The organism is Pseudomonas sp. 05N433, assembly GCF_056396925.1.
The window spans coordinates 15,649-39,361 of the sequence record NZ_JBFTML010000009.1; the positions used below are offsets into that span (position 1 = coordinate 15,649).

General features: G+C 59.1%; 20 protein-coding genes. 13 read left to right on the plus strand and 7 right to left on the minus strand.

Annotated features, from left to right (window positions below):
* Nucleotides 1–23 precede the first annotated feature (23 nt).
* Complete coding sequence (locus AC1DIS_RS05755; RefSeq protein WP_086946375.1) at nucleotides 24–590, minus strand: NAD(P)H nitroreductase; 567 nt, start codon at nucleotides 588–590, stop codon at nucleotides 24–26.
* 121 nt (nucleotides 591–711) lie between these two features.
* Between AC1DIS_RS05755 and AC1DIS_RS05760 the strand changes: the two genes are divergently transcribed.
* Nucleotides 712–2,166: a TrkH family potassium uptake protein gene (locus AC1DIS_RS05760; protein ID WP_018929928.1), complete on the plus strand. Its 1,455-nt coding sequence runs from the start codon at nucleotides 712–714 to the stop codon at nucleotides 2,164–2,166.
* On the opposite strand, the gene AC1DIS_RS05765 is transcribed toward AC1DIS_RS05760, so the two are convergent.
* Nucleotides 2,123–3,184 carry an AraC family transcriptional regulator gene (locus tag AC1DIS_RS05765; RefSeq protein ID WP_207238835.1) on the minus strand — a complete coding sequence of 354 codons (1,062 nt, stop codon included), beginning with the start codon at nucleotides 3,182–3,184 and terminating at the stop codon, nucleotides 2,123–2,125. The two genes, AC1DIS_RS05760 and AC1DIS_RS05765, sit on opposite strands and share 44 nt — an antisense overlap.
* Before the next feature lie 156 nt (nucleotides 3,185–3,340).
* On the opposite strand from AC1DIS_RS05765, the gene AC1DIS_RS05770 reads away from it, so the two are divergent.
* Nucleotides 3,341–3,652, plus strand: a complete 312-nt coding sequence (locus AC1DIS_RS05770; protein ID WP_086946376.1) for an Mpo1-like protein — start codon at nucleotides 3,341–3,343, stop codon at nucleotides 3,650–3,652.
* 101 nt (nucleotides 3,653–3,753) lie between these two features.
* Nucleotides 3,754–4,344, plus strand: a complete 591-nt coding sequence (locus AC1DIS_RS05775; RefSeq protein WP_477744224.1) for an HD domain-containing protein — start codon at nucleotides 3,754–3,756, stop codon at nucleotides 4,342–4,344.
* Nucleotides 4,345–4,363: 19 nt separating this feature from the next.
* On the opposite strand, the gene AC1DIS_RS05780 is transcribed toward AC1DIS_RS05775, so the two are convergent.
* Nucleotides 4,364–5,179, minus strand: a complete 816-nt coding sequence (locus AC1DIS_RS05780) for a UDP-2,3-diacylglucosamine diphosphatase (protein WP_018929924.1) — start codon at nucleotides 5,177–5,179, stop codon at nucleotides 4,364–4,366.
* 149 nt (nucleotides 5,180–5,328) lie between these two features.
* Here AC1DIS_RS05780 and AC1DIS_RS05785 point away from each other — a divergent pair, with 149 nt between their 5' ends.
* Nucleotides 5,329–6,087, plus strand: coding sequence for a helix-turn-helix transcriptional regulator (locus AC1DIS_RS05785; RefSeq protein ID WP_018929923.1), 759 nt, complete (start codon nucleotides 5,329–5,331; stop codon nucleotides 6,085–6,087).
* Between the two features lie 121 nt (nucleotides 6,088–6,208).
* On the plus strand, nucleotides 6,209–7,102 hold the full coding sequence (locus AC1DIS_RS05790) for a DMT family transporter (protein WP_064619586.1): 894 nt from the start codon (nucleotides 6,209–6,211) through the stop codon (nucleotides 7,100–7,102).
* Here AC1DIS_RS05790 and AC1DIS_RS05795 read toward each other — a convergent pair.
* The 4 genes from AC1DIS_RS05795 to recQ all read right to left on the minus strand — a co-directional run bounded on the left by AC1DIS_RS05795 (nucleotide 7,096) and on the right by recQ (nucleotide 12,136).
* The gene (locus AC1DIS_RS05795; protein WP_007895010.1) at nucleotides 7,096–7,383 is read right to left on the minus strand and encodes an Rdx family protein; all 288 of its coding nucleotides are present in this window, start codon (nucleotides 7,381–7,383) and stop codon (nucleotides 7,096–7,098) included. The genes AC1DIS_RS05790 and AC1DIS_RS05795 overlap by 7 nt on opposite strands.
* A gap of 141 nt (nucleotides 7,384–7,524) precedes the next feature.
* The gene (locus AC1DIS_RS05800) at nucleotides 7,525–9,327 is read right to left on the minus strand and encodes a motility hub landmark protein FimV (protein WP_477744223.1); all 1,803 of its coding nucleotides are present in this window, start codon (nucleotides 9,325–9,327) and stop codon (nucleotides 7,525–7,527) included.
* Between the two features lie 128 nt (nucleotides 9,328–9,455).
* Nucleotides 9,456–9,890 (minus strand): MarR family transcriptional regulator, encoded by a 435-nt coding sequence (locus AC1DIS_RS05805; protein ID WP_018929920.1) that lies wholly within the window; start codon nucleotides 9,888–9,890, stop codon nucleotides 9,456–9,458.
* Between the two features lie 119 nt (nucleotides 9,891–10,009).
* A complete protein-coding gene (recQ, locus tag AC1DIS_RS05810; RefSeq protein ID WP_028939960.1) occupies nucleotides 10,010–12,136 on the minus strand; it encodes a DNA helicase RecQ in 2,127 nt (708 codons plus the stop codon).
* A gap of 284 nt (nucleotides 12,137–12,420) precedes the next feature.
* Between recQ and AC1DIS_RS05815 the strand changes: the two genes are divergently transcribed.
* The 8 genes from AC1DIS_RS05815 to AC1DIS_RS05850 all read left to right on the plus strand — a co-directional run bounded on the left by AC1DIS_RS05815 (nucleotide 12,421) and on the right by AC1DIS_RS05850 (nucleotide 23,642).
* A complete protein-coding gene (locus AC1DIS_RS05815; protein ID WP_007938492.1) occupies nucleotides 12,421–13,008 on the plus strand; it encodes a UPF0149 family protein in 588 nt (195 codons plus the stop codon).
* 40 nt (nucleotides 13,009–13,048) lie between these two features.
* Nucleotides 13,049–13,414, plus strand: a complete 366-nt coding sequence (locus AC1DIS_RS05820) for a YbaN family protein (RefSeq protein WP_477744222.1) — start codon at nucleotides 13,049–13,051, stop codon at nucleotides 13,412–13,414.
* Nucleotides 13,415–13,667: 253 nt separating this feature from the next.
* Nucleotides 13,668–14,375 carry a cysteine protease LapG gene (gene lapG, locus AC1DIS_RS05825; RefSeq protein WP_477744221.1) on the plus strand — a complete coding sequence of 236 codons (708 nt, stop codon included), beginning with the start codon at nucleotides 13,668–13,670 and terminating at the stop codon, nucleotides 14,373–14,375.
* Between the two features lie 23 nt (nucleotides 14,376–14,398).
* Entirely contained in the window at nucleotides 14,399–16,339 is a 1,941-nt protein-coding gene (gene lapD / locus AC1DIS_RS05830; RefSeq protein WP_477744220.1) for a cyclic di-GMP receptor LapD, read from the plus strand.
* A 139-nt stretch (nucleotides 16,340–16,478) separates the two neighbouring features.
* Complete coding sequence (locus AC1DIS_RS05835) at nucleotides 16,479–19,505, plus strand: Ig-like domain-containing protein (protein ID WP_477748761.1); 3,027 nt, start codon at nucleotides 16,479–16,481, stop codon at nucleotides 19,503–19,505.
* A gap of 432 nt (nucleotides 19,506–19,937) precedes the next feature.
* Nucleotides 19,938–20,306: a DUF6124 family protein gene (locus AC1DIS_RS05840; RefSeq protein ID WP_086946382.1), complete on the plus strand. Its 369-nt coding sequence runs from the start codon at nucleotides 19,938–19,940 to the stop codon at nucleotides 20,304–20,306.
* 583 nt (nucleotides 20,307–20,889) lie between these two features.
* The gene (locus AC1DIS_RS05845) at nucleotides 20,890–22,794 is read left to right on the plus strand and encodes a hypothetical protein (protein ID WP_477743411.1); all 1,905 of its coding nucleotides are present in this window, start codon (nucleotides 20,890–20,892) and stop codon (nucleotides 22,792–22,794) included.
* Between the two features lie 479 nt (nucleotides 22,795–23,273).
* Nucleotides 23,274–23,642 carry a DUF6124 family protein gene (locus AC1DIS_RS05850; RefSeq protein ID WP_477743410.1) on the plus strand — a complete coding sequence of 123 codons (369 nt, stop codon included), beginning with the start codon at nucleotides 23,274–23,276 and terminating at the stop codon, nucleotides 23,640–23,642.
* The last annotated feature ends 71 nt before the right edge of the window (nucleotides 23,643–23,713 follow it).

The following is a 23,713-nucleotide window of genomic DNA, read 5'->3' on the forward strand; positions in this document are numbered from 1 at the left end:
CGTTCCCACATGGACCTATATCTTCAGGCCTTACCGGACCAGGCGCTGACAAACTCGGCCAGATCAACCTTCTCCGCCACACGCGGTTCTTTCTGCGGCGTACCGAGATAAAGGAACGCAATCACCTCTTCCCCTTCGGCCAAACCCAACCCCTTGGCTACATGCGGCGAATAGGCCAGCTCACCGGTGCGCCATACCGCGCCAATGCCTTGCGCGTAAGCGGCCAGCAAAATCCCGTGAGCCGCGCAGCCTGCCGCCAACAATTGTTCGGATTTCGGGTATTTGACGTGATCCTGCAAACGCGCGATCACCACAACCACCAGCGGTGCACGCAGCGGGCCGTTACGGGCCTTGTCCAGCGCGGCTTCTGACACCTCGCTGTCTTGCAGTTTCGCCGCTTCGGCCAGCAACTCGCCCATTTGCTCGCGCGCCGCGCCTTCGACTGTCAGGAAGCGCCAAGGCTGCAAATGGCCGTGGTCTGGCGCACGCATCGCGGCGGCAAACAGCACTTCGCGTTGCTCGGCAGTGGGCGCCGGATCGAGCAGTCGTGGAACAGAAACACGGTTGAGCAAAGCGTCGAGAGCCTGCATCGGCCACCTCCTGAAAAAAATGTCTGCCTATTCTAGCGGTATCCGGCACAGGGCTGTCGGTTTACATGCCCTGCCCCGCAGGTAGAATGGAGCCCTCCCTACTTCAGCCCGAGCGGACTTCATGGCGTTGCCGACCTTACGGATCATTGGTTTCATCATCGGCATCTTCCTGATCACGCTGGCCATTTCCATGGCCGTGCCCATGGCTACCCTGGTGATCTTCGAGCGCACCAGCGACCTGCCGTCATTCCTCTGGGCCAGCATGATTACCTTTGTCGCCGGCCTGGCCCTGGTCATTCCGGGGCGTCCCGAACACATCCATCTGCGCCCGCGAGACATGTACCTGCTGACCGTCAGCAGCTGGCTGGTGGTGTGCATCTTCGCCGCCCTGCCGTTCCTGCTGACCCAGAACATCAGCTACACCGACTCATTCTTCGAAAGCATGTCCGGCATCACCGCCACCGGCTCGACGGTGCTCACGGGCCTGGACACCATGTCCCCCGGCATCCTGATATGGCGCTCCTTGCTGCACTGGATCGGCGGGATCGGCTTTATCGGCATGGCGGTCGCGATTCTGCCATTGCTGCGCATCGGTGGCATGCGGCTGTTTCAGACCGAGTCGTCAGACCGTTCCGAAAAGGTCATGCCCCGTTCGCACATGGTGGCGCGCTTGATCGTTGCGACCTACGTCGGCATCACCATTTTCGGCAGCCTGGCGTTCTGGTGGGCCGGGATGAGCCCGTTCGATGCGATCAACCACGCGATGTCGGCGATTTCCACCGGCGGGTTTTCCACCTCCGACCAGTCTTTGGCCAAATGGCCGGAGCCTGCGGTGCATTGGGTCGCGATCGTCATCATGATTCTCGGCGCCTTGCCGTTCACCTTGTATGTCGCCACGTTACGCGGTAACCGTCGGGCGCTGATCAAGGATGAACAGGTGCAAGGCTTGCTCGGCATGTTGCTGGTGACCTGGCTGGTGCTCGGCACCTGGTACTGGTGGACCACCCAGTTGCACTGGCTGGACGCCTTGCGGCATGTGGCGCTGAACGTCACTTCGGTGGTGACGACGACAGGTTTTGCACTGGGGGACTACAGCCTCTGGGGCAACTTCTCGCTGATGCTGTTCTTTTACCTGGGGTTTGTTGGCGGCTGCTCGGGTTCGACCGCTGGCGGGATCAAGATTTTCCGCTTTCAGGTGGCCTACATTCTGCTCAAGGCCAACCTTAACCAGTTGATTCACCCGCGCGCGGTGATCAAGCAGAAGTACAACGGCCACCGTCTCGACGAAGAAATCGTACGTTCGATCCTGACCTTTTCGTTCTTTTTCGCCATCACCATTTGCGTGATCGCTCTACTGCTGTCGCTGCTCGGCGTGGACTGGATGACCGCCCTTACCGGCGCGGCCAGCACGGTGTCCGGCGTCGGCCCGGGGTTGGGCGAAACCATTGGCCCGGCGGGTAACTTCGCCAGCCTGCCGGATGCCGCGAAGTGGATTCTCTCGTTCGGCATGCTGTTGGGTCGGCTGGAGATCATTACGGTGTTTGTTCTGTGTATCCCTGCGTTCTGGCGTCACTGACCGGCTTGAGCGCTTCCGTCAGCCGCGCCCGGTATTCGCCGGGGGTGGTGTCGAACCAGCGTCGGAAAGCGCGGAAGAAGTTGCTCGGATCGGCAAACCCCAGCAGGTAGGCAATTTCCAGCAGCGTCATGCTCGGTCGCGCCAGGTATTGCTCGGCCAGTTCACGCCGTGTGTCATCCAGCAACGTCTGAAAACTCGTGCCCTCTTCCTGCAAGCGTCGCTGCAAGGTGCGTTGCGACAGGTGCAGCGCCTGCGCTACCGCATCGCGCTTGGGTTCGCCCTGGGGCAGCAAGCGGCACAACACCTGCCGCGCATTGTGGGTCACGCGGCTCTCGGCAAACCGCGCCAGGTATTCACCGGCAAAGCGATCGTGCAGCAACGCCATGGCCTCGTTGGCGGTGGGCAACGGTGCCTCCAGGTCAGCGCGCTCGAAAATCAAGGCATCATAGGGCGCATTGAACATCATCGGCGCGTGGAAGGCTTGCTTATACGGTTCGAGGTCGGCGGGTTGATCGCCCTGCAGCAGCACTTTGCGCGGATGCAGCGCGCTCCCGGTCAGCCACCCGCAAAACGCCAGGGCACAGGCCATCGATGCTTCAGCGCTTTGTCGGGTCGGCGGCAAGTGGTCGCCATGCACCGTCAGAATCAGCGCATAACCCTCGTCCAGTATGCGAAAACTCAGATCGGCACTTTCGGCGATGATTCGCTGATAACGCACCAGACGTTGAAAGCCTTCGGCCAGGGTTCGACTGGACATCAAGGCATAACCGGCAACGTGCAGGGACGCCGGTCGCACCACCTTGCCCATGTTCAGGCCGATCGCCGGGTTGCCGGACAACTCGACCGCGCGCTGCCAGAGCCGCGTCATGGAATCTTGCGGGAAGCGCGCATCCGGATCATCCAGTGCCGCATAGTCGAGCCCTAGCTGCTTGAACAAAACCCGGCAATCCAGGCCGTCCATTTCCAGTGCTTTGACAATCCCCATCGCCCAGCTTGCAGAAGTCGTTCGTTCGCTCATGGCGTTTACTACGTGATGGCCGCATGCCACGACCCAATGCCCAAGGATACTAAAGTGGCGCCTATTGTCACTGGCTGATGCCTATGATCACTCTAGACTTAAATAGGCTACCCGCAGCGCAACTTGTTGCCTGCACACACCACAGAGATCGCAGTCGTGGAAAACATCAAACGTTTCAACAGCTTCGCTGCGTTTTACCCGTATTACCTCAGCGAACACCGCAATAGCACTTGTCGACGACTGCACTTTGTCGGCACCACGCTGGTTATTGTCATTCTGGCGCTGACCATCGCCAAAGGCGCATGGTGGCTGTTGCTGGCCCTGCCGCTGGCCGGTTACAGCTTCGCCTGGGTCGGGCATTTCTTCTTCGAGAAGAATCGTCCTGCAACCTTTCAGCATCCTCTTTACAGCCTGCTCGGCGATTTCGTCATGTACCGCGACATGATTGTAGGTCGCGTGCCGTTCTAGGCTCCTTTGGCCACAAAAGCGTCCTGTGCAGCCAGTGCAGCGCTCTGGATCCAAGCCCTACACTCCAAACATCCCTTTCGATAAGAACAAGAGGATAGCCGATGAATGCCCGCGCCCGTTTTACCCACATGCAGGACGGCACGCAGGAAGACTGGGCGATCATCGCCACAGACTTCAGCGCCTATGCCCGGCAATTGCCCACAAGGATCGTGGCGCATTTGAAGTTACTGGAAGGTGATTTCGGCGGATTCCCGGTGGATCGCCTGACCCACTCGCTGCAAACCGCCAGCCGCGCCTGGCGCGATGGCCGCGACGAAGAGTACGTGGTCTGCGCTTTGCTCCATGACATCGGCGACACACTGGGGTCCTACAACCACCCGGACATCGCCGCAGCGATTCTCAAGCCGTTCGTCAGTGCCGAGAACCTGTGGATGGTGGAGAAACACGGGATTTTCCAGGGCTATTACTTCTTCCATCACCTGGGCATGGACCGGCATTTGCGCGAGCAATTCAGCGCTCATCCGCAGTATCAGGCGACCATCGAATTTTGCGCCCGGTACGACGCGGCGGCGTTTGACCCGGCATACGACACGCTGCCGCTGAGCTTTTTCGAACCGATGATGAAGCGGTTGTTTGCGCAGCCGAAGCATTCGATCTACAAGGCGGCGATGGAAGAACAAGCGCCGGCCTGAAGATCTTTTGACTTTGCTTTTAAGCCGGCTCTGCGACTTTAATTGCCTTCAATTCCGCCTCCCGCGCTTGGGCATCGGCCAACCGGTACAACTCGATCGAGCCGTCCCAATGCTCGATCAGCGCCGTGCACGACTCCACCCAATCCCCGCAATTGAGGTAGTCCACCTCGCCAACCTTGCGAATTTCGGCATGGTGAATGTGCCCACACACCACGCCATGCAACTCGCGTTTGACGCATTCGTGGGCAATGGCTTCCTCAAAATCGCTGATGAAACTGACGGCGGTCTTGACCTTGTGCTTGAGGTACGCCGACAACGACCAATAGCCGTAGCCATAACGGGCCCGCCAATGGTTGAGCCAGCGGTTGAGGGTCAGGGTAAATTCGTAGGCCGAGTCGCCGAGGAACGCCAGCCAGCGGTGATAGCGAGTAATGACGTCGAACTGATCGCCATGAATCACCAGCAGATGACGACCATCGGCGGTCACGTGCACGGCTTCGTCCACCAGCTGGATATTGCCCAGCATCAGTTTCGAATAACGGCGCAGGAATTCGTCATGGTTGCCGGTGACGTAGATCACTTCCGTGCCGCGCTTGCTCATGGTCAACAGGCGACGAATCACATTGGTGTGCGCCTGGGGCCAATACATGCCGCTGCGCAGCTTCCAGCCGTCGATGATGTCACCGACCAGGTAAATCCTGTCGGCATGGTAGCCCTTGAGAAACTGCGACAGGTGTTCGGCCTGGCAGTCCCGTGTGCCCAAATGCACGTCGGAAATCCATAAGGTCCGCACACGTTGCTTACGGCTGGGTTTGGCGAGCTCGGCGCTGGTCATGGGCAACCCTCTGGACAAGTTTTGGCAAGCTTGCGCCGGTCGGGTTAATTGCCCATGACAATCGCAAGTCAGTCCTGTGACAACGCGCGAACGCAGGGCCTCGGTGTAGACTGGCGGCTTCACTCATCAATATCGCCACGAGACCTGCGATGAGACCGATCCTCACCCTGCGCCAATACACCCACGACCTGATCGTCCACAGCCACGACCACGCGCAACTGGTATTCGGACTGTCGGGTGCACTGGATTTCGAGGTCGAGGGGCTTGGCAGTCAGGTGGTTCAGCAGAGTTTCGTGGTGGTGCCGTCCGGGGCGCATCATGCCTGCGACAGTGCCCATGGCAGCCGTTGCCTGGTGCTGGATGTGCCGAGCGATCAGTGGGTGTCTCAGTCGCTGGGGGACCACGCCGAGGCCAGCCGCCGCTTGCTCGACAATGCCGGGCGCCTGTCGCTGGACGCCGGGCAAAGCCAATTGGTGAGCTGGCTGGCGGGCAGCCCGATCAGCGATCCGCTGATCGCCCAGCAAGGCGCGGTGTTGCTGCTGGCCAGCCTCAACAACGCCAAGCCCGACACGGTCGGCGGTCGGCGTCTACCGTATGCGGCGCTCAATGCTCACATCGATCAATACGCGGCCTATCCACTGCAAGTCGCCGACCTGGCGCGCATTGCCGGCCTGTCCAGCGCTCGCTTGCACGCGCGGTTCGTGGCGGAATGCGGGCAAACGCCGATGGACTACATCCGCAGTCGCCGGCTGCACATCGCCGTGCGTTTGTTACGCGATTCGGCGCTACCCATTGGCGAGATCGCGTGTCGGGTCGGCTACAGCTCCCAGAGCGCATTCGCCGCAGCAGTGCTGCGTGAATTCGGCGCCTCACCCGGTAAATTGCGCCGCGAGGCTGGCGACAAATAACGCGAGTCTGGCGACAGACACCCGCAAGCACATCGTTCATTGTGTAGGAGTTGCCGAAGGCTGCTCCTACACAGGTCGACGGTGTCGTCGGCCAGATTCGATACGTTATTCAAGGACTGCAATGACTCCCCGTACCGCCCTTGGCGCTCTGCATATCGGTGCACTGATGTTCGGCCTGACCGGCGTGTTCGGCAAACTTGCCGCCGCCTCACCGGCGATCATCGTGTTCGGTCGTGCCGCGTTTGCCGTCCTCGCCCTGGCGTTTTTCGCCCGGTTCGCCAGTAATACCCGTTGGCAAACACTCGACGCCGTGGACTGGCGCCGCCTGTTGCTCAGCGGCTTGCTGCTGACCGGGCACTGGGTGAGTTTCTTCATTGCGGTGAAGGTGGCCGGGGTGGCGATCGCGACCCTGGGCTTTGCCAGTTTCCCGGCGTTTACCGTGATCCTCGAAGGGCTGATTTTCCGCGAGCGCATCCGCGCCAATGAAATCTTGCTGGTGGTGCTGGTCAGCATCGGTTTGGTACTGGTCACACCGGACTTCGATCTGGCCAGCGGCGCCACCACCGGCCTGTTGTGGGCAGTGGCCTCCGGCCTGCTGTTCTCCCTGCTGTCCCTGACCAACCGCGCCAGCTCCGGGCGAATCCCGCCGGTGCAGGCGGCGCTGTGTCAGAACGTAGTGGTTGCGATCTGCCTGCTGCCGGTGGCGATGCCGCAGTTGAGCGAAGTACGCGCCATCGACTGGCTGTGGATTGGCCTGCTCGGGGTGTTCTGCACCGGCGTCGCTCACAGCCTGTTCGTCGCCAGCCTGGCAGTGATCAAGGCCCGGACCGCGTCAGTGGTGTTTGCCCTGGAGCCGGTTTACGGCATCACCCTGGCCTGGTTGTTGTTCGATGAAAACCCGACGCTGCGCATGCTGATCGGCGGCGCGTTGATCATCGTGGCCATCGTGGTTTCCAGCCGGTTGTCCGGCGGTTCAAGCCACAAGACCGTTGCCGCGCAAGCGCCGTCTCACTGAGTGCGGTCGTTGTGGCCCAGGTCGCGGTCCGGATCGATCTGATCGCGGACCCGCTGCTTGAGCACCTTGGCCTCGGGGAAACCGCCGTCGGCCTTGCGTTCCCAGAGCTGCACATCGTCGCAGAAAATGTGGAACACCCCGCCGGTGCCGGGCACCAGGGATACTTTGCCCAGGTCGTCGCCGAAGGTGCTGAGCAGTTCCTGGGCCAGCCAGGCGGCGCGCAACAGCCATTGGCATTGCGTGCAGTAGGTGATGACGATTTCCGGTTTACGTGCGGTCATGATTGGCAAAACTCCTCTGCCTGAGGGAGCCGCCTCCCCTGTAGGAGCGAGGCTTGCCCGCGAAGAACGATAATGCGGTCATTCTGATAAGCCGCGCCGTCCCTTTCGCGGGCAAACCTCGCTCCTACACGGGGAGGGGTGTTATCGAATACCCGCCAACAGCGTTCGGGCCGTCTCCTTCAGTGGCTCGTCGCCTTCCTTGAGCAACTCGTTCAGCAGCTCGATGGCGCTGTCCAGGTCGCCGTCGTCAATGCAGGTCTGGGCCTGTTCGAGTTTGCCGGCGCTGCTCGGCTCGACCGGTTCAAGATCCATCAACTCAGCATTCAGCGGTTCAAGCTCCAGCGGCTGGCCGGGATCGCTGAATTCGTTGAGAAAGGTCTCGTCCAGAGATTGCGAGTCAGGTTCGGCGACCCATTCAAGCTCGGGCTCATCCAGCGTCGGCTCGTCGGGTATTTCGAAGACATCGGGCAACACATGCAGATTCGAAGTGAACCCGGGCTCGTCTGCCGGTGATGGCTCATTCGATGGTTTGGCGCTGGGCGGTGAGTTGTCGAAGGGGCTGATCAGGTCCCAGTTCGCATCCATCGACAGGTCGTCGAGGTTCAGCTGAAACTCATCGCTCGGTGCCGCTGGGATTGCAGGCGTGGACGGAGCCACTGCCACCGCGGTGGTCACCGGCACGGCATCGATCAGTTTCGGATGGCGGTTGCGGATGTCCTGAAGTTGCTGTGTGTCAAACCCGGCGTCACGCAGGCTACTTTCCTGCGCGTCATACGCTTGCACGTCACCCTGGTTACCAAGAACCTCCAGCAGCTGCACGGCCAGGTCGGTGCGCTGGGGCTCCTTGACCAACGCCTCTCGCAACAGTCCGGCTGCCTCGGACAATCGGCCATAGGCGAGGTAGATACTAACCCCCTCCAGCACGTCGCCTGCGACAGTCTCATCCGCCGAGCCGGCCACCGATCGCGCCTGGGCGGCTGGCCTGGCCGGTTCTGCCGTGCGGCTGAGCACCGGTTCATGACGCGACGGCTGCACGGGTAGCAGCTCGGGTAAGGCCTGAACCTGCTGTCGTTGACGGCGAATGAACACTGCGAGCGACACCAGGGCCACCAACAACAGCAACCCGATGATCAGCGGCCAATGGGATGCTTCGGACGTCTCGACAACCACCGGAACCGGCGCCGGCACCTCGGGTGCGGCAGGCGCCGCCGACGCCTGTTTGACTTCCGTCAGTTGGGTTTGCAGCTCAGACACCTGTTTTTTCTGAACGGCGATCTGCTCGTCCTGCGCCTGCAGCTTCGCATTGAGTTCATCGATGGTCTTTTGCAGCTGCTGGTTTTGCAGCACGCTGGTGGCCAGTTGTTCGGCAACAGGATCACTCGCCGGCGTAGCGGCTGATTTATCGACATCAGGCTTGGGTGCCGAACTATTCACCGCAGGTGGCGGTGCAACAGCCGGTTCAACAGACGGGAACGCGGAATCCTGAGGGCTCGGCGCGGGGTCGTCGTTGACGGGAACAATCCCAGGTGAACCCGGCGGATCGATCAGCACGGTGTACTCGCGCAGCAAACGCCCATTGGGCTGATTGAGCTGCACCAGAAAATTCAGAAAGGGTTCCTTGACCGGCTTACTGGACGTCACCCGGATCAGGTTGCGGTTGCCCCGCAGGATCGGCGTGAACTTCAGGTTATTGAGGAAGAACACCCGCTCGACACCAGCGCGGCTGAACTCCTCCGCCGTCGCCAGGCTGACCGACAGTTCGCCCTCCCCCAGACCACCGACATCCAGCAGGGCGATATCGGCGCTGAATGGCTGATTCAACGCCGAATGCTGGGTGATCTCACCCAAGCCTAGCGCGGGGGCCAATGCCGAGTAAGTGACGGCACCACCGACCAGCAGCAGCCGGGTGCAACACCGCAATACAACGTGCCAACTCTCGAGCATGAGCATCCCTTAGATAACCAGAACCAACCTGTATGCATTCGCACATCCGGTACGAACACGATATTGCCTAGTAGTTCTTTATAGTCTGCCCAACGGGGTATCTCAAAAGTCCGACGCGTGGTTGTGCCTCAAGATTTTTCCAGGTTGCCCAGGATGTGCGCGTGGACACGCATGCAGACCTTCAAATCCGCCTCATCAACGCCTTCGAACAATTCGTGGCGCAGTTGCGTGGCAATGGTTTCAATTTGTTCGATCAAGGGGCGGGCCGGGGCACAGAGGACGATTTTTTTCGCCCGACGGTCTTCCAGCACCGATTGGCGTTGCACCAGGCCCTGACTTTCCAGGCTATCGAGCAGTCGAGCCAGGGTAGGCCCTTCGACGCCGACGCTTTGCGCCAGTTCACGCTGGGTGGGAGCATCATCGAAACGCGCCAGGTGCAGCAGCACCAGCCAGCGCGCCTGGGACAGGCCCAGGCCAGCCAGTCGGCGGTCCAGTTCGGCACGCCAGCCCCGAGACATCTGGGCCAGTTGCATGCCAAAGCGGTGTTGATCGGTTAACGGCATAAAACACTCATGGTTAGACTGAAATAGAGAAAAACTAATTATTAGTCAGCTAAGCATGACCTTTGGCTATAGGCAAGGTTTGCTCTGTACTGAATCGTTACATCTGCGCGACAGGTCATTCAAATTTCGAATTCCGACTGCAGCGCCGCACGAACGCAATACAAAACGCCTTCCGGCACCCGTCCTGCGAACAACGCGGCGATCTCCGCCACCGGCGGCAACTCGCCTTCGCCGTCGAGGAAGGCGTCCTGAACTTCGCCCATCAACTCTTCAGGCAGGTCCAGCGCCTGTTCCAGTGACAGCTGCTGCTTGCCGATGGCCTCGGCGAGCATCGTGTAGACGTTCTTTTCCGAGCATTGCAGCTGACCGGCGATCTGCAGCGGTGTCATGCCGGCCCGGGCCAGCGTGATCAGCTCGTGGCGCACATCGGCCACCACTTTCGGCGCCTCGACCTGACCGCCGAGCACTTCGAGGAAAGCCTCGCCGTAACGTTCCAGTTTGCGCGCGCCGACACCGCTGACCGTGGCCATTTCCGCCAGCGAGGTCGGCTGGCTGCGGAGCATTTCCAGCAGCGTCGAATCGGGGAAGATGACATACGGCGGCACGCCATGTTCTTCGGCCAGTTTGCGACGCAAGGCACGCAGGGCTTCCCACTGTTCGCGCTCCTCGAAGCGGACCAGTTGGCTCGCCTGGCTCTTGCTGCTTTTAGCGGTGGTTTGCGGCTTGAGGTCGCGGCGCAGTTCCAGGGTCACTTCGCCCTTGAGCAGCGGCCGGCAGGTATCGCTCAGGCGCAGCCCGCCGTAGCCTTCGAGGTCGATGTCCGCCAGACCGCGGGCAACAAGTTGTCGGAACAAGGAGCGCCATTCACTTTCGCCCAGCGCTTTGCCTACGCCGTATACCGACAAATGCTGATGACCGAAACTGCGGACCTTTTCGTTGTCCTTGCCCAGCAACACGTCCACCAGATGGCCGACGCCATAACGCTGACCGGTGCGGTAGATCGCCGACAGCGCCTGGCGGGCCGGCTCGGTGGCGTCCCAGGTCTGCACGCCGTCGACACAGTTGTCGCAGTGGCCGCAGGGCTCGGGCATGTCTTCGTCGAAGTACGCCAGCAGGGTCTGGCGGCGGCAGCGGGTTTCCTCACAGAGCGAGAGCATGGCGTCGAGTTTGTGCTGCTCCAGACGCTTGTGGCGTTCGTCGCCTTCGGAGTTTTGCAGCATCTGCTTGAGCATCACCACGTCTTGCAGGCCGTACGCCATCCAGGCATCCGCCGGCAGACCGTCACGACCGCCGCGACCGGTTTCCTGGTAATACGCCTCAAGGGACTTCGGCAAGTCGAGGTGAGCCACAAAACGCACGTTGGGCTTGTCGATGCCCATGCCGAACGCCACGGTGGCGACCATGATCAGGCCTTCCTCGTTGAGGAAGCGCTTCTGGTGATGCGCCCGGGTTTCGTTGGCCAGACCGGCGTGGTACGGCAGCGCCGGGAAGCCTTGCTCACTGAGGAACACCGCCACTTCGTCGACCTTTTTGCGCGACAGGCAGTAGACGATACCGGCATCGCTGCGCCGCTCGGCGAGGAACGCCAGCAACTGCTTGCGCGGCTGCTCCTTGGGCACGATGCGATAGAAAATATTCGGGCGGTCGAAACTCGACAGGAAACGCTCGGCATCCTGCAAATGCAGACGATCGACGATTTCTTCCCGGGTGCGCTTGTCGGCGGTGGCGGTCAGGGCGATGCGCGGGACGTTGGGGAACAATTCCGCCAACTGGCCCAGTTGCAGGTATTCGCGACGGAAGTCGTGGCCCCATTGGGACACGCAGTGCGCTTCGTCGATGGCGAACAGGGCGATTTCGAGGCTTTGCAGGAAGGCCAGCATCCGTGGCTGCACCAGGCGTTCGGGCGCCAGGTAGAGCATTTTCACCTCGCCGCGCTTGATCCGTGCAGCAAGATCACGCTGCTGCTCGGCGCTCAGGGTGGAGTTCAACGACGCCGCGGCGACGCCCAGCTCTTCGAGGGTGGCGACCTGATCGTCCATCAGCGCGATCAGCGGCGACACCACCACCGCCAGGCCTTCGCGCAGCAGCGCCGGCACCTGGAAGCACAAGGACTTGCCGCCCCCGGTAGGCATCAGCACCAGGGCGTCGCCGCCACTGGCCACGCGCTCAATGATTGCACCCTGACGGCCACGGAAACTGTCGTAGCCGAAGATGTCCTTGAGGACGCGTTGAGCCTGTTCGAGCATAAAAACTCCAAAAATCACCGAAACATCCCTGCAAGGCTGGTTCAGAACCACGAAAGCTGCACAAACAAATCGTAAGTGCGCATTGCATGACGCTGCATATTTCAGCCGTGACGCCAGCAGGGCATCACAAAACGCGCGAGTATACCCGAGCCCTCCCTTGCAAAGGGCGCCGCTGATAAGACGCACACAAGCCAACCGCGGGAGCAAATATGCCGCGCGGCTGGCCTGAGCGCTCAAGAAGGCCTAGAATTCCCGCATCGTATATTCCCCAAGGTAGCCCTTTAATGTCCTTCGCTGAGCAACTAACCCGCCTGCAAGTCTTCCTCGACGCCGACGAGCTGCATGACGAGGCGCTGGACTACGTGGCCGCCCACGGCTACCTCACTGCGCTGTCGATCTGCTCCGAAAGCGTTCCCGACCGTGAGTGGATCGACGCGCTGTTCGCCGAAGAGCCGCATTACGCCGACGACACCGAGCGTGAAGCGATCGAATCCACCCTGGTGCTGCTCAAGGCTCACATCGCCCGCCAACTGGCGTCCGACGAAGAGTTCGAGCTGCCATGCGACCTCGACCTGGGCGATGACCCGGACGATTCCGACCTGCGCGGCTGGTGCATCGGTTTCATGGAAGGCGTGTTCCTGCGCGAAGCCGCCTGGTTCGAAACTGCCGAAGACGAAGTCAGTGAAATGCTGCTGCCGATCATGGTCGGTTCGGGTCTGTTCGACGAACAGCCTGAGTTCTCCGACATCGCGGCCGACGCCAACCTGATGGACGACATGATCGTGCAAATCCCGGAAGCCCTGACCGCGCTGTACTTGCTGTGCAACGCGCCAGACGAAAAACCGGCGATCCTCAAGCCACGTCACCACTAAGGTTTTGCCTCTGGACAACCCCATAGGCAACCGCCCCCTGATGTTGCGCTACGTGCTGCTGGCCATCGGCTGGCTGAGCGTAGCGCTGGGGGTGATCGGGATTTTCCTGCCGGTGCTGCCCACCACACCGTTCCTGCTGTTGGCGGCAGCCTGCTTCGCCCGCAGTTCGCCGCGTTTCTATCACTGGCTGGTTGAACATCCACGGCTTGGACCCTGGATTCGCGACTATCTGGACGGCAACGGCATTCCGCTCAAGGGCAAGGTCTACACCATCGGGTTGATGTGGACGAGCATCCTGTTCTCCTGCTACCTGGTGCCCCTGCCGTGGGCGCGCGGGTTCATGCTGACCAGTGCGGTGCTGGTGACGGTTTATATCCTCAAGCAGAAAACCCTGCATAAACCCTGATTCCTATCGATGGCTCGAGGCTTTTGTGGCGAGGGAGCTTGCTCCCGCTGGGTTGCGAAGCAGCCCCAAAACCTGCAACCCGCCTTCTCCTGACACACCTCATTGATCGGTTTGGCGACTGCTGCGCAGCCGAACGGGAGCAAGCTCCCTCGCCACAGGAAACAACCCGCCGACATCCTTTCGTCCGACGACCTACCCGACCGCCCCGTAAACACCGCCTAGACTTCAGACATCTGCACCCGAGCAGCCAGACATGCCCCGCAGTCCGCGTAGTCCAGGATGGTCAACGCTCCGACTTCGGTTCGGCGGATGGCTGCTGCTGGCGAGTTTTCTACTGGCCGGGTTGGGCAGTGTCTGGGCCGACTGGGATTTTGCGCAGGTTCTGCAAACGGCCGAAAAACGCTACGGCCCCCTTGGCGAGGCACAGGGACGGATCGAGGCCTGGAGCCAAATGCTGCAAAGCGAACGCAACCAGCCTGAGCGCGAACAACTGAACGCGGTCAATCACTTCTTCAATCAGCAACTGAGTTTTCAGGATGACACGCGCATCTGGCATCAGACCGATTACTGGGCCACGCCCGTGGAGTCCTTGATCAAAGCCGCAGGCGACTGCGAAGACTTCGCCCTGGCGAAATACTTCAGCCTGCGTCACCTCGGGATTCCCAGCGAAAAACTACGCATCACCTACGTCAAGGCCCTGACCCAGAACCAGGCGCACATGGTGTTGACCTTCTACAGCAGCCCCACGGCCGATCCGCTGGTGCTGGACAACCTGATCGACGAGATCCGCCCCGCCTCCCAACGCAAAGACTTGCTGCCGGTGTACGCCTTCAACGCCGAAGGCCTGTACTTGCCGGGAGCCAATGGTGGTAAACGCAGCAGCGACTCGAAAAAACTGTCGCGCTGGCAAGACGTATTGAAAAAGATGCAAATCGAAGGGTTCGCCGTGGGCGAAGGCTAGCCGCCACTGCAAGGAGTGTTTTCATGTCACTGCGCAAACAGTTGTTCCTCGCCATTTGCCTGTTCTTGCTGGTGGCCTTCAGCGGCAGTTTTTTTGTCAGCCTGGAAAGCTCCCGTGAACAGATGCTCAGTCAGTTGCGCTCCCACGCCCAGGACGCCGCCACGGCGCTGGGCCTGTCGTTGACCGCGCAGATCGACGACCCGGCGATGATCGAATTGATGGTCAGCTCGATTTTCGACAGTGGCTATTTCAGCAGCATCCGGGTCATCAGCATCGAGAATGAACAAGTGCTGGTGGAGCGCAGCGTACCAGCGCAAATCGAGGGTGTACCCGGCTGGTTCGTCAGTCTGGTGAACCTGCGCCCACAAGGTGGCGATGCACTGGTCACGCGTGGCTGGGACCAGGCAGCCCGGGTCGAAGTGCTGAGCAACCCGCAGTTCGCCCTGGCCAAACTCTGGGACAGCTCCCTCGGCAGCCTGATCTGGCTGCTGATTTGCGGATTACTCAGCGCCGTGTTCGGAGGCTGGCTATTACGCCGGCAATTGCGCCCGCTCGACAACATGGTCAAACAGGCGGAAGCCATCAGTAAACGCGAGTTCCGCAGCTTGCCAAAATTGCCGCGCACGCCGGAGCTCAAACGCGTGGTGCTGGCCATGAACCAGATGGTCGAAAAACTCAAAGCGCTGTTCGCCGAAGAGGCCGCGCGCAGCGAAAAACTGCGCTCCGAATCCTATCAGGACAACCTTACGGGCCTGGCCAACCGGCGCTTGCTGGATGAACAACTGGCCGACCAATTACTGGATTCCGAGCAAAGCCGCGACGGTCATTTGCTGATGCTGCGGATCAACGACCTGATCGGCCTCAATCAACGCCTGGGTGGCCAGCGCACCGATGCCCTGATCAGCGCCGTCGGCGAGTTGCTCAAGCGCCTGACGCAACCTGCAGAACGTCGTACCTGGCTCGCGGCGCGCAATCGCGGTGGCGAATTCAGCTTGCTGACGCCGGGTCTGGACAGTAGGGGGGCCGCGCGCCTGGCCTCCGAAATCAGCGCCACCCTGGAAAACCTGCGCCTGACCGGCGCCAGCGACTGCATGCCCGTGGCGCACCTGGGCATCGTCGCCTACCACCCGGGCGAACCGGCAAATGATGTGCTGCTGCGCCTCGACCAAGCGCTGACCCAGGCCCGGCAACATCCCGAGCGGCCATGGATATACCAGGCCCAGGTCGATACTGCGCCGAATCATTCTCAGCATGATTGGCGCAACTGGATCGACGATGCGCTGACCGAAGGCAAGATGCAGTTGTATTTCCAACCGGTGGTGCAATGCGCCGACACCAGTCAGGTGCTGCACCACAAAGTCCTCGCGCGCCTGCTCGACCCGCAGGGCCAGGCCGTTGCCGCCGGGCATTTCCTGCCGTGGATCGAACGCCTCGGCTGGTCGGCGCGGTTCGATCTGGCGATGCTCGAAACCACCCTCGAATACCTCGCCGCCAACCGCTGGCCGCTCGCGTTGAGCCTGTCCGGCAGCACCCTGCGCGACCAGACCCAGCTGAAACTGATCTGCGACATACTCGAATCATTGCCGGAACTGGCGCCTCTGCTGACCCTGGAAATCGACGAACGCCAACTGCCGCCCCCCGAAGAACTGCAACGCCTGAGCCACAGCCTGCTCAACACCGGTTACCGCATCGGTTTGCAGCATTTCGGCGGCAGCTTCAGCCAGATCGGCAACCTGACGCAGCTGGGGTTGGCGTACTTGAAAATCGATGGGGCGTACATTCGGGGTATCGATCAGCAGAGTGACAAGCGGTTGTTTATCGATGCGATATACCGGGCGACCAACAGCATTGATCTGCCGTTGATTGCGGAAATGGTCGAGACCAAAGGGGAACTGGAGGTGATCCGGGAGTTGGGGCTATTTGGGGTGATGGGGCGGTTGATCGGGCCACCGGAGCCGATGTGAGGGGTATGACCACTCGTCTAAAACCTGTGCGCACCTGTCAGATCTGACAGTAGGCAAACACTCACGCCGATTATCTAATCCTTCCGTATCGGTGCCGCCCAATCGGGCAGCCGGGCGCCTCTATGGAAGGTATGCATTCATGAACAGCCCCCTGACAAACGCTGACCTCGCCTCCAATGGACAAGTCGTTGTATTCCCGCCCGATCGCGGCATCGGCGTGCTGGCCGTAGACCCGCCCTACCCGCCGGGCTACAAACCGCAGAGCGACGGTGCGTTGGGGATCAACATCAACATGGTGCACGGCGACCGAGACGGTTTGCTGGTTTACATCCTGGCCTATCTGAACATGGCCATCGGCGACTACATCACGGTTTACATCGAAACAAAAAACGCGTCCGTCGCTGAATTTTCCGTCACCGAAGCCCACTTCGATGCCGAAGGCAACGCGAAAAACATTCCTTTCTATATTTCCGCCACAGACATGGAAGCCAGGTTTGCGCCGCTGCTATCGGAGAACAAGCAATTCTGGTTCGAAGTTGAGCGTGTGAGCGGAAACGACACCGAACAATCGCCACCTGTGCCGCTGTTTTATAAATACCCGGCGCCGGGTGAACCGGACACAGACGGCGGAAAACCCTTCAACCAGGGCCTCAAGCTGCCCGTTGCTTCGGAATCCGTCATTGATAAAACCGTGGTCAATGAAGGTATGTTCGTGACCGTTCTGGCGTATTACAACCAGAAAATCGGTGATGTGGTCGTCCTTGCCTTTGGAACGCTGCTCCTTGAGGTCACCGTCACTGCGTTGGGTGATGTGGTCTTTGAATTGACACCTGAAATGCTCGCCAAACTGCCGCTCACCTCTACGGTGATCGTACGCTGGGAGGTGTTCTATGTCGTGGAGAATTCGAGCGGCTGGTCGGATTCGCTGATCCTGGTTTTCAAGCCAGGGATAGTGCTGCTGACCGCACCGATTTTTGAACAGGCCGATCCCGACGATGTGGTTCATCACGATTGGCTCGTGGGCGGTACCCTGCGGATACTGGTCACCGGTGTGTTTGCAAAAGATGAACTGCTCGAACTGACATTTGAAGGGATCACGAATGGTGGCGACCTGGCCACCCACACCTTCAGCAGGACGCTGACTGCCGCGACCAGAACCGTGGTCTTCGAGGTTCCCAATGAGTGGGTTCGCAACCTGATCCGAGGCTCGGCGCAGGCGTTCTATCAAGTGGTCAGAACAGGCAACCCTCAACCATCGAAACACGCGGGTATCACCATCACCGGTACGTCCCTGCCATTGGGCCTGCCGATGGTCGAGCCGCTGGAGAGCAACGATACCCTGCCAGCGGATACGACCTTGGCGAAGGTGGAGTTCGCCACGTATTGGCCCATGAAAGCGGGCGCGAAGGCCGAATTATGTTGGCAAACCATTGACTCGGACGGTATTGCGATCCTGTTTATTTTCCAACTGATCGTCACCGACCCGACGCTGCCGCTCATCTTCCAGGTGCCAACCAAATACATAGCCCCTTACGCCGGTGCCCCATTGACGCTGCAATGCAAAATCACCAACCCGGGTAAAGTCGAGGTGGTTTCCGATCTGCTGGGTTTAAAGATTGGGGATGAGAAAGACATCGTCCTCGAGCTGCCGTTTCTGGTAGGAGTCCCCCAGCCGATTCACCCCTTGGACGGGGAGCGGACGATAAGGGCCGAATTCCTCGCGGCGATAAAGGAAGACCGGGCGAGACTGATACACATCAAGGCGCCAAACGACTCGCCACTGTTCTCGCTTATTCCTTTGAACCAAAACAAACGCGCCAACTGGGTGCTCGACCCTCGGTTTCTTGTTGCCAACCAGGGAAAGACGATACAACTGCGCTGGAACTTGAGGCGCAACGGGAAAAAAGCCGCTTCATCCCCGGCTGTGGAAATTGTGATCGCCCCGATCGCCCCCGAAGACAGTCGGCTTCCGACGCCCCGGATCAGCGGAGTATCCGGGATTGTGGAAGTAAAAAAACTGACGGCTGCCAATGAACTGGTAGTGGATGAGTGGCCGGGGCAACGTTCAGGACAACCTCAATACCTGATGTTTGAAGGAACCAACACCCAAGGTGAAGTGGTTCGGCATGAAGCCCTTAAAGGCGAACTGACGGGTACCGAGAGGGGCCTGAGACTGGCATTGCCGCTCGACTGGCTTCGCAATCTGAAAGATGAAACCACCTTACACATCTTCTTCCAGGTGAATGTGAACCGAGAGCCTGACAGGGAAACGGCCGTAGCATTTCCCGGGCAAGCGTATATCGTCGATTCGCTGATTGAACTACAGCCGCATATCGATGCGCTGAAAGACCCGCAGGGTCGTGATATTCCACAAGGCGACACTACGATTGCCACCACTATCACCGTACACGGGCACGCAAGCATCCAGGAGCAAGTCGAGATTCTGGTGAATGGCGTGGTGGAGGCGACGGTAACGACAGACGCTAACGGCGATTTTTCGGAGCCCGTGAAGGTTGCCAAGTATGACGCGCTGAACACAATCCGGTTACGAGCGAAGTACGGCGATAACCTGATATCACACGAACGATCTTTCACCCTGCGCCGACCGCTGCAAGTTAACCAAACCACTATGAACCTGCACGGACTCAGGATTGAGATGGGGTGGCAGAAAGTGGGGCCTGATTTCCCGGGCAATACCGAAAATCGTCCCGCATCCTATGGAGTTCCCCCGATCCGCTACACCTCCAGCAATCCGGCTCAGGTCTCGGTCGATGCAAATGGAAAGGTCACCGGTCTTCGTAACGGCGGCGCGTACATCACCGCACAGGATCGATTCAGCACCCTTACCTACTATGTGGACGTGAAGAACGTTTTTGTCGCGGCATCCGCTGGAGTGGCCATGACGTTGACCAATTCTGTCAACTGGATGATCTCTGTTCCGGGCTCCATGCCACTGTCTGATCTGTGGTCACTTATAGTGCTGGTCTATGGACCTTCACACACCTGGATTCTGGGCAATTCAGTTAACTGGATGCTCGACTCCAGAGGGTGCCCCCCGGGCTATTCGCTCATCTACCAACATGGCAATGGCAACGGTCCCGGAATAGTTCCCGGGAATGCGCCCCCGCATGTGGTCTGGAACCCGTGGTGCGCCAGACCTTATTGAGAGAGAAACGAGGAAAAGGGGACATTTGTTCATCTGCCCTGCCTCTACTCCAACACCTGAGTGAGAAATAAACAGCGATGCTTAAAAGACATCTCCAGACACTCACTCAGGCTACACATCCTTGCGCCGTTGCCTACGACTGCGCCAGAATCCGCCGGCTTGTGCGCTTTGGGGGCGGGTTCTATCGTTTCGCGGTCGCTGACGAATCATTGATCGGGTTTCGCAGCCCGGGTCAATCAAGGCGCACTGCGCCACCGTTCCCTTTCAGTTGGCGCTTCTTTTCGTCAACTGGATTGCGTTATGGCGGCTGTGCGCGGGAGATCTTCGGGTCTGCCGGGTTCCTTGATTCCCGGTCTGCGAACCTGCGTACAGCTGCCACCTCCCTCGTTTCGCAGCGAGCAGTGACAGCTCCATTAATCAAGGAGCTTCAACATGTTCAAAATCACACCCAACCCACCCGAAACCGACGACGTTTCCCCCTACGAAACCCCGGACTCCAAAAAACTCAACGAAGCCGCCGAGCGCGCCCTCGATTACTACCTCAAACCGTCCGCCCCCAAGCCCCCACGCAAGCCGAGCACGATTTACACCGTTGCCCCGGACATCGACATCGAAGAGCTACTGGCCAATGCCTGCGAGTCCTTTGCCTCGGCCAAGGTGATCGCCAGTGACTGTGCCGGTTTTCTGGAGGGGCCGCAGAGCAATACGATATTGGGCGTCGCGCAGCTCATCATGTTTGGTGAACTGGCGGTGAGTCGGGCGCTGGACAGTCTGGAACTGAAGGCTGACCCGGCCCTGTAACCTGAGGTCAAACGCTGCCCCCTGTGGCGAGGGAGCTTGCTCCCGCTCGGCTGCGCAGCAGTCGTAAACCCTGTACATGCGGTCTACCTGATGCAATTGGGTCGAATGGTTTTGGGGCCGCTTCGCAGCCCAGCGGGAGCAAGCTCCCTCGCCACAAAAGCCCTTCAGGCTGCAAGTTTTATGGTGGTCTTTCGGGCCTCTTCGCAAGCAGACTCGTTCCCACAGTCGATCCGGGTTGTTCGCCTGTTTTGTGTTCACTGAAGATCGAATGTGTGAGAGCGAGCCTGCTCGCGAAAACGATCTCACCGGCAAAAAAAACCGCCATTCCTTCAACAGGGATGGCAGGTTTTGTCGTTTCAGCTCACGCATGCCGTTGATGATGGTCGCTGTATCGTGGCCCCCCACAACCACCCGCCCGTAAACGGTTGGTCAGGCAGCCGATGCCGATGTGACTGATATGACCGTTCGTCTTAAATCCACATATACCTGTCAGATCTGATAGTAGCCAATCTGTTTTCCCTGCGGTGTGATGAGTACTCGTCCCGAGTGGACTTGAAACTTGTCGCCTCCCCCGGAGAATTTGATGGATATCCAGTCCGCCGAGCTAACGAAGCTGTTTACGCTGTTTCCCATAATCATCCCGGGCTGGGTATCCCCGATAAGACCCGCCGGCATCGCTGACGGCGGTATTCCCAAAGCCCTTTATGACGGCCAGGCCCAAGGCCTTGAATGCCTGGTTGATTACTGGGAGGAGTTGCAGCTGCGCTCCTGGATCATGGCGGTCGATGATCGCGTGGATTTGTATTGCAACGGCAATCTCGTCCCAGGAGCAGGCCAGACCGTCAAACCCGGAGAGGAACAACTGCGCCAGCGTCTTTACCTGCCGCACGGGTACCTGATCCAGGGCGTCAATCGGTTGCATTACGTGGTCACCCGTGTCAGCGGGAACAGTGAACCCTCTCGGGATCTGCTGGTGCTGTACCACCTGCGGTCTGCGGACAACCTGAATCTGGTGATCCCGGCCGACGTGCTCAAGGACGGCGTCAGCGCCGCACGGGCAGCGCAAGGGGTGGAGTTCGGGTTCACCTATGCCAATCGGCGCAACTATGACCGCATCGAATTTCTGTTGGGCGACACCCAGGACCGGTTCGACGTCCCCGACGGCACGGCGCCGATCACCCATACACTGTTCACCGACATGTTCCAGAAGGCGGGCGACAACCCGAGTACTGTGGCCGAGTTCTATGTCGTCGACCAGTTGGGCAACCGGGTCAAATCCCCGGAGAAGCGCCTGGACATACATCTCGGCCGTCTCGATCTGAACCCACCAACTTTGGTAGCCCCGGCGAAGAGCCCCATTGATGTGTTGACTCACTCAAATGGAGCAACGGTTCGAATTGAATTCCTGACAGCGGGGTTGAATGATCGAGCGCGTCTAATGATCAAGAATCCGATCGCAGGCGACAAAACGTTTCCTGCGCAGCTATTCAATCAAAACAAAAGGGCAAACTTCAAATTAACTTTCGAGCTTCTATTGGAGTGGATGGGGCGCGATGTCGAATTGTATTGGGAGTTGATTCGCGATGGGAAGCCGGTAGGGACATCGTCGCCGTTGGCACTGACGATTGAACGGATCGTCGACGGTGATGTTCGATTGGGAGCTCCCATCATCGATCAGGCTGATAGTGCACGGGCCTTGGATATCAATGAATTCGACGGTGATGCCACCATCACTAAAACTCCATGGCCGCTTCAGGGTGGAAATTATCTTATTGACATAACGGTCATCGGAACCGGAAACAATGGAACCCCCCTTGTTATTCCCGTAGTGACAGGAGGTTCCTTGACACCTGAGGAAGAGACAAATGGATTCACCAGAACACTGTCACGTGCGCAACTGTTACTGCTGCAGGATGGTTCAACCCTCCATGTAGAAGTCAAAGCCAACTTCAAGGGGCAAAAGCCCATAACGATTATCTTCCCGCGTTCTTTAATCTATACAGTCAAGAACATCCAGCCTATTTTGTCGGAAAATTTCGATAGCCACTACTCACGCTTTATATCACTTGGCCAGACCATATCACTGCCTAGCATGACCATTCGCTTTCTCGGAGGAAATGGCATTATGGGTATAAACTCAATAAACACCATTCTCACTGGCCCTTACCCTCCCGTGCATAACCAAAGCGCTGCGCAAGTTCTAGAGATGCATACAAACGCCAGTGGCACGAGCCAATACATGCAACTCGAGTTCAACTGGGGCTACTCCTCTGTCGAGTTTTACTACAGATTCGTCCAAAGCAACGGAATACTGGTTAATTTCTTAAGAAAAGACAAAACAAGACTATCTTATCAGTACCTTGCCAATAGTCCCGGCCCCCACCGTGTATTCTTCTCTACTTCAGACAATGACATTTGGTATGTAGAGATCATTACAAGCGTCTGGGATTTAATTACCTTTGATCACTTCACCATGGGTCGCAAATAAATATCCGAAACTCGCGACCACTGGTGCGAACAATATAAACAGAGGACGAAAAATGAGGGACTCGGAGAAAGGGCACGCCATTATTTATCAACCCTGCCTCTCCTAAGCCTGAATGAGAAATAAACAACGATGTTTAAAATACATCTCCAGACACTCACTCAGGCTACACATCCTTGCGTCGTTGCCTACGACTGCGCCAGAATCCGCCGGCTTGTGCGCCTAAGGGTCGGGTTCTATTGTTTCCCGGTCGCTGACGAATCAGCGATCGGGTTTAGCGACCCGAACCTTTGTAGGCGCAACAGCGCTCCAAACTCTCTTGCAGATTGTCTATATCTGCGATTGATGTCATGGCGGCTGTGCGCGGGAGACCTTCGGGTCTGCCGGGCGCCTACACCCGGTTCGCTAACCTGCGTGCAGCCGCCACCCTTACCTGTTTAGCGACAGGTCTTGGTGGCTCCATTTCCTGTAGGAGTTTCACCATGTTCAAAATCACACCCAACCCACCCGAAACCGACGACGTTTCCTCTTACGAAACCCCGGACTCCAAAAAACTCAACGAAGCCGCCGAGCGCGCCCTCGATTACTACCTCAAACCGTCCGACCCCAAGCCCCCACGCAAGCCGAGCACGATTTACACCGTTGCCCCGGACATCAACATCGAAGAGCTACTGGCCAATGCCTGCGAGTCCTTTGCCTCGGCCAAGGTGATCGCCAGTGACTGCGCCGGGTTTCTGGAGGGGCCGCAGCGCAATACGATACTGGGCGTCGCGCAGCTCATCATGTTTGGTGAACTGGCGGTGAGTCGGGCGCTGGACAGTCTGGAACCGAAGGCTGACCCGGCCCTATGACCTGATCCCTGTGGCGAGGGGGCTTGCCCCCGTTGGGCTGCGAAGCGGCCCCCAAAACCTGCAATCACTGT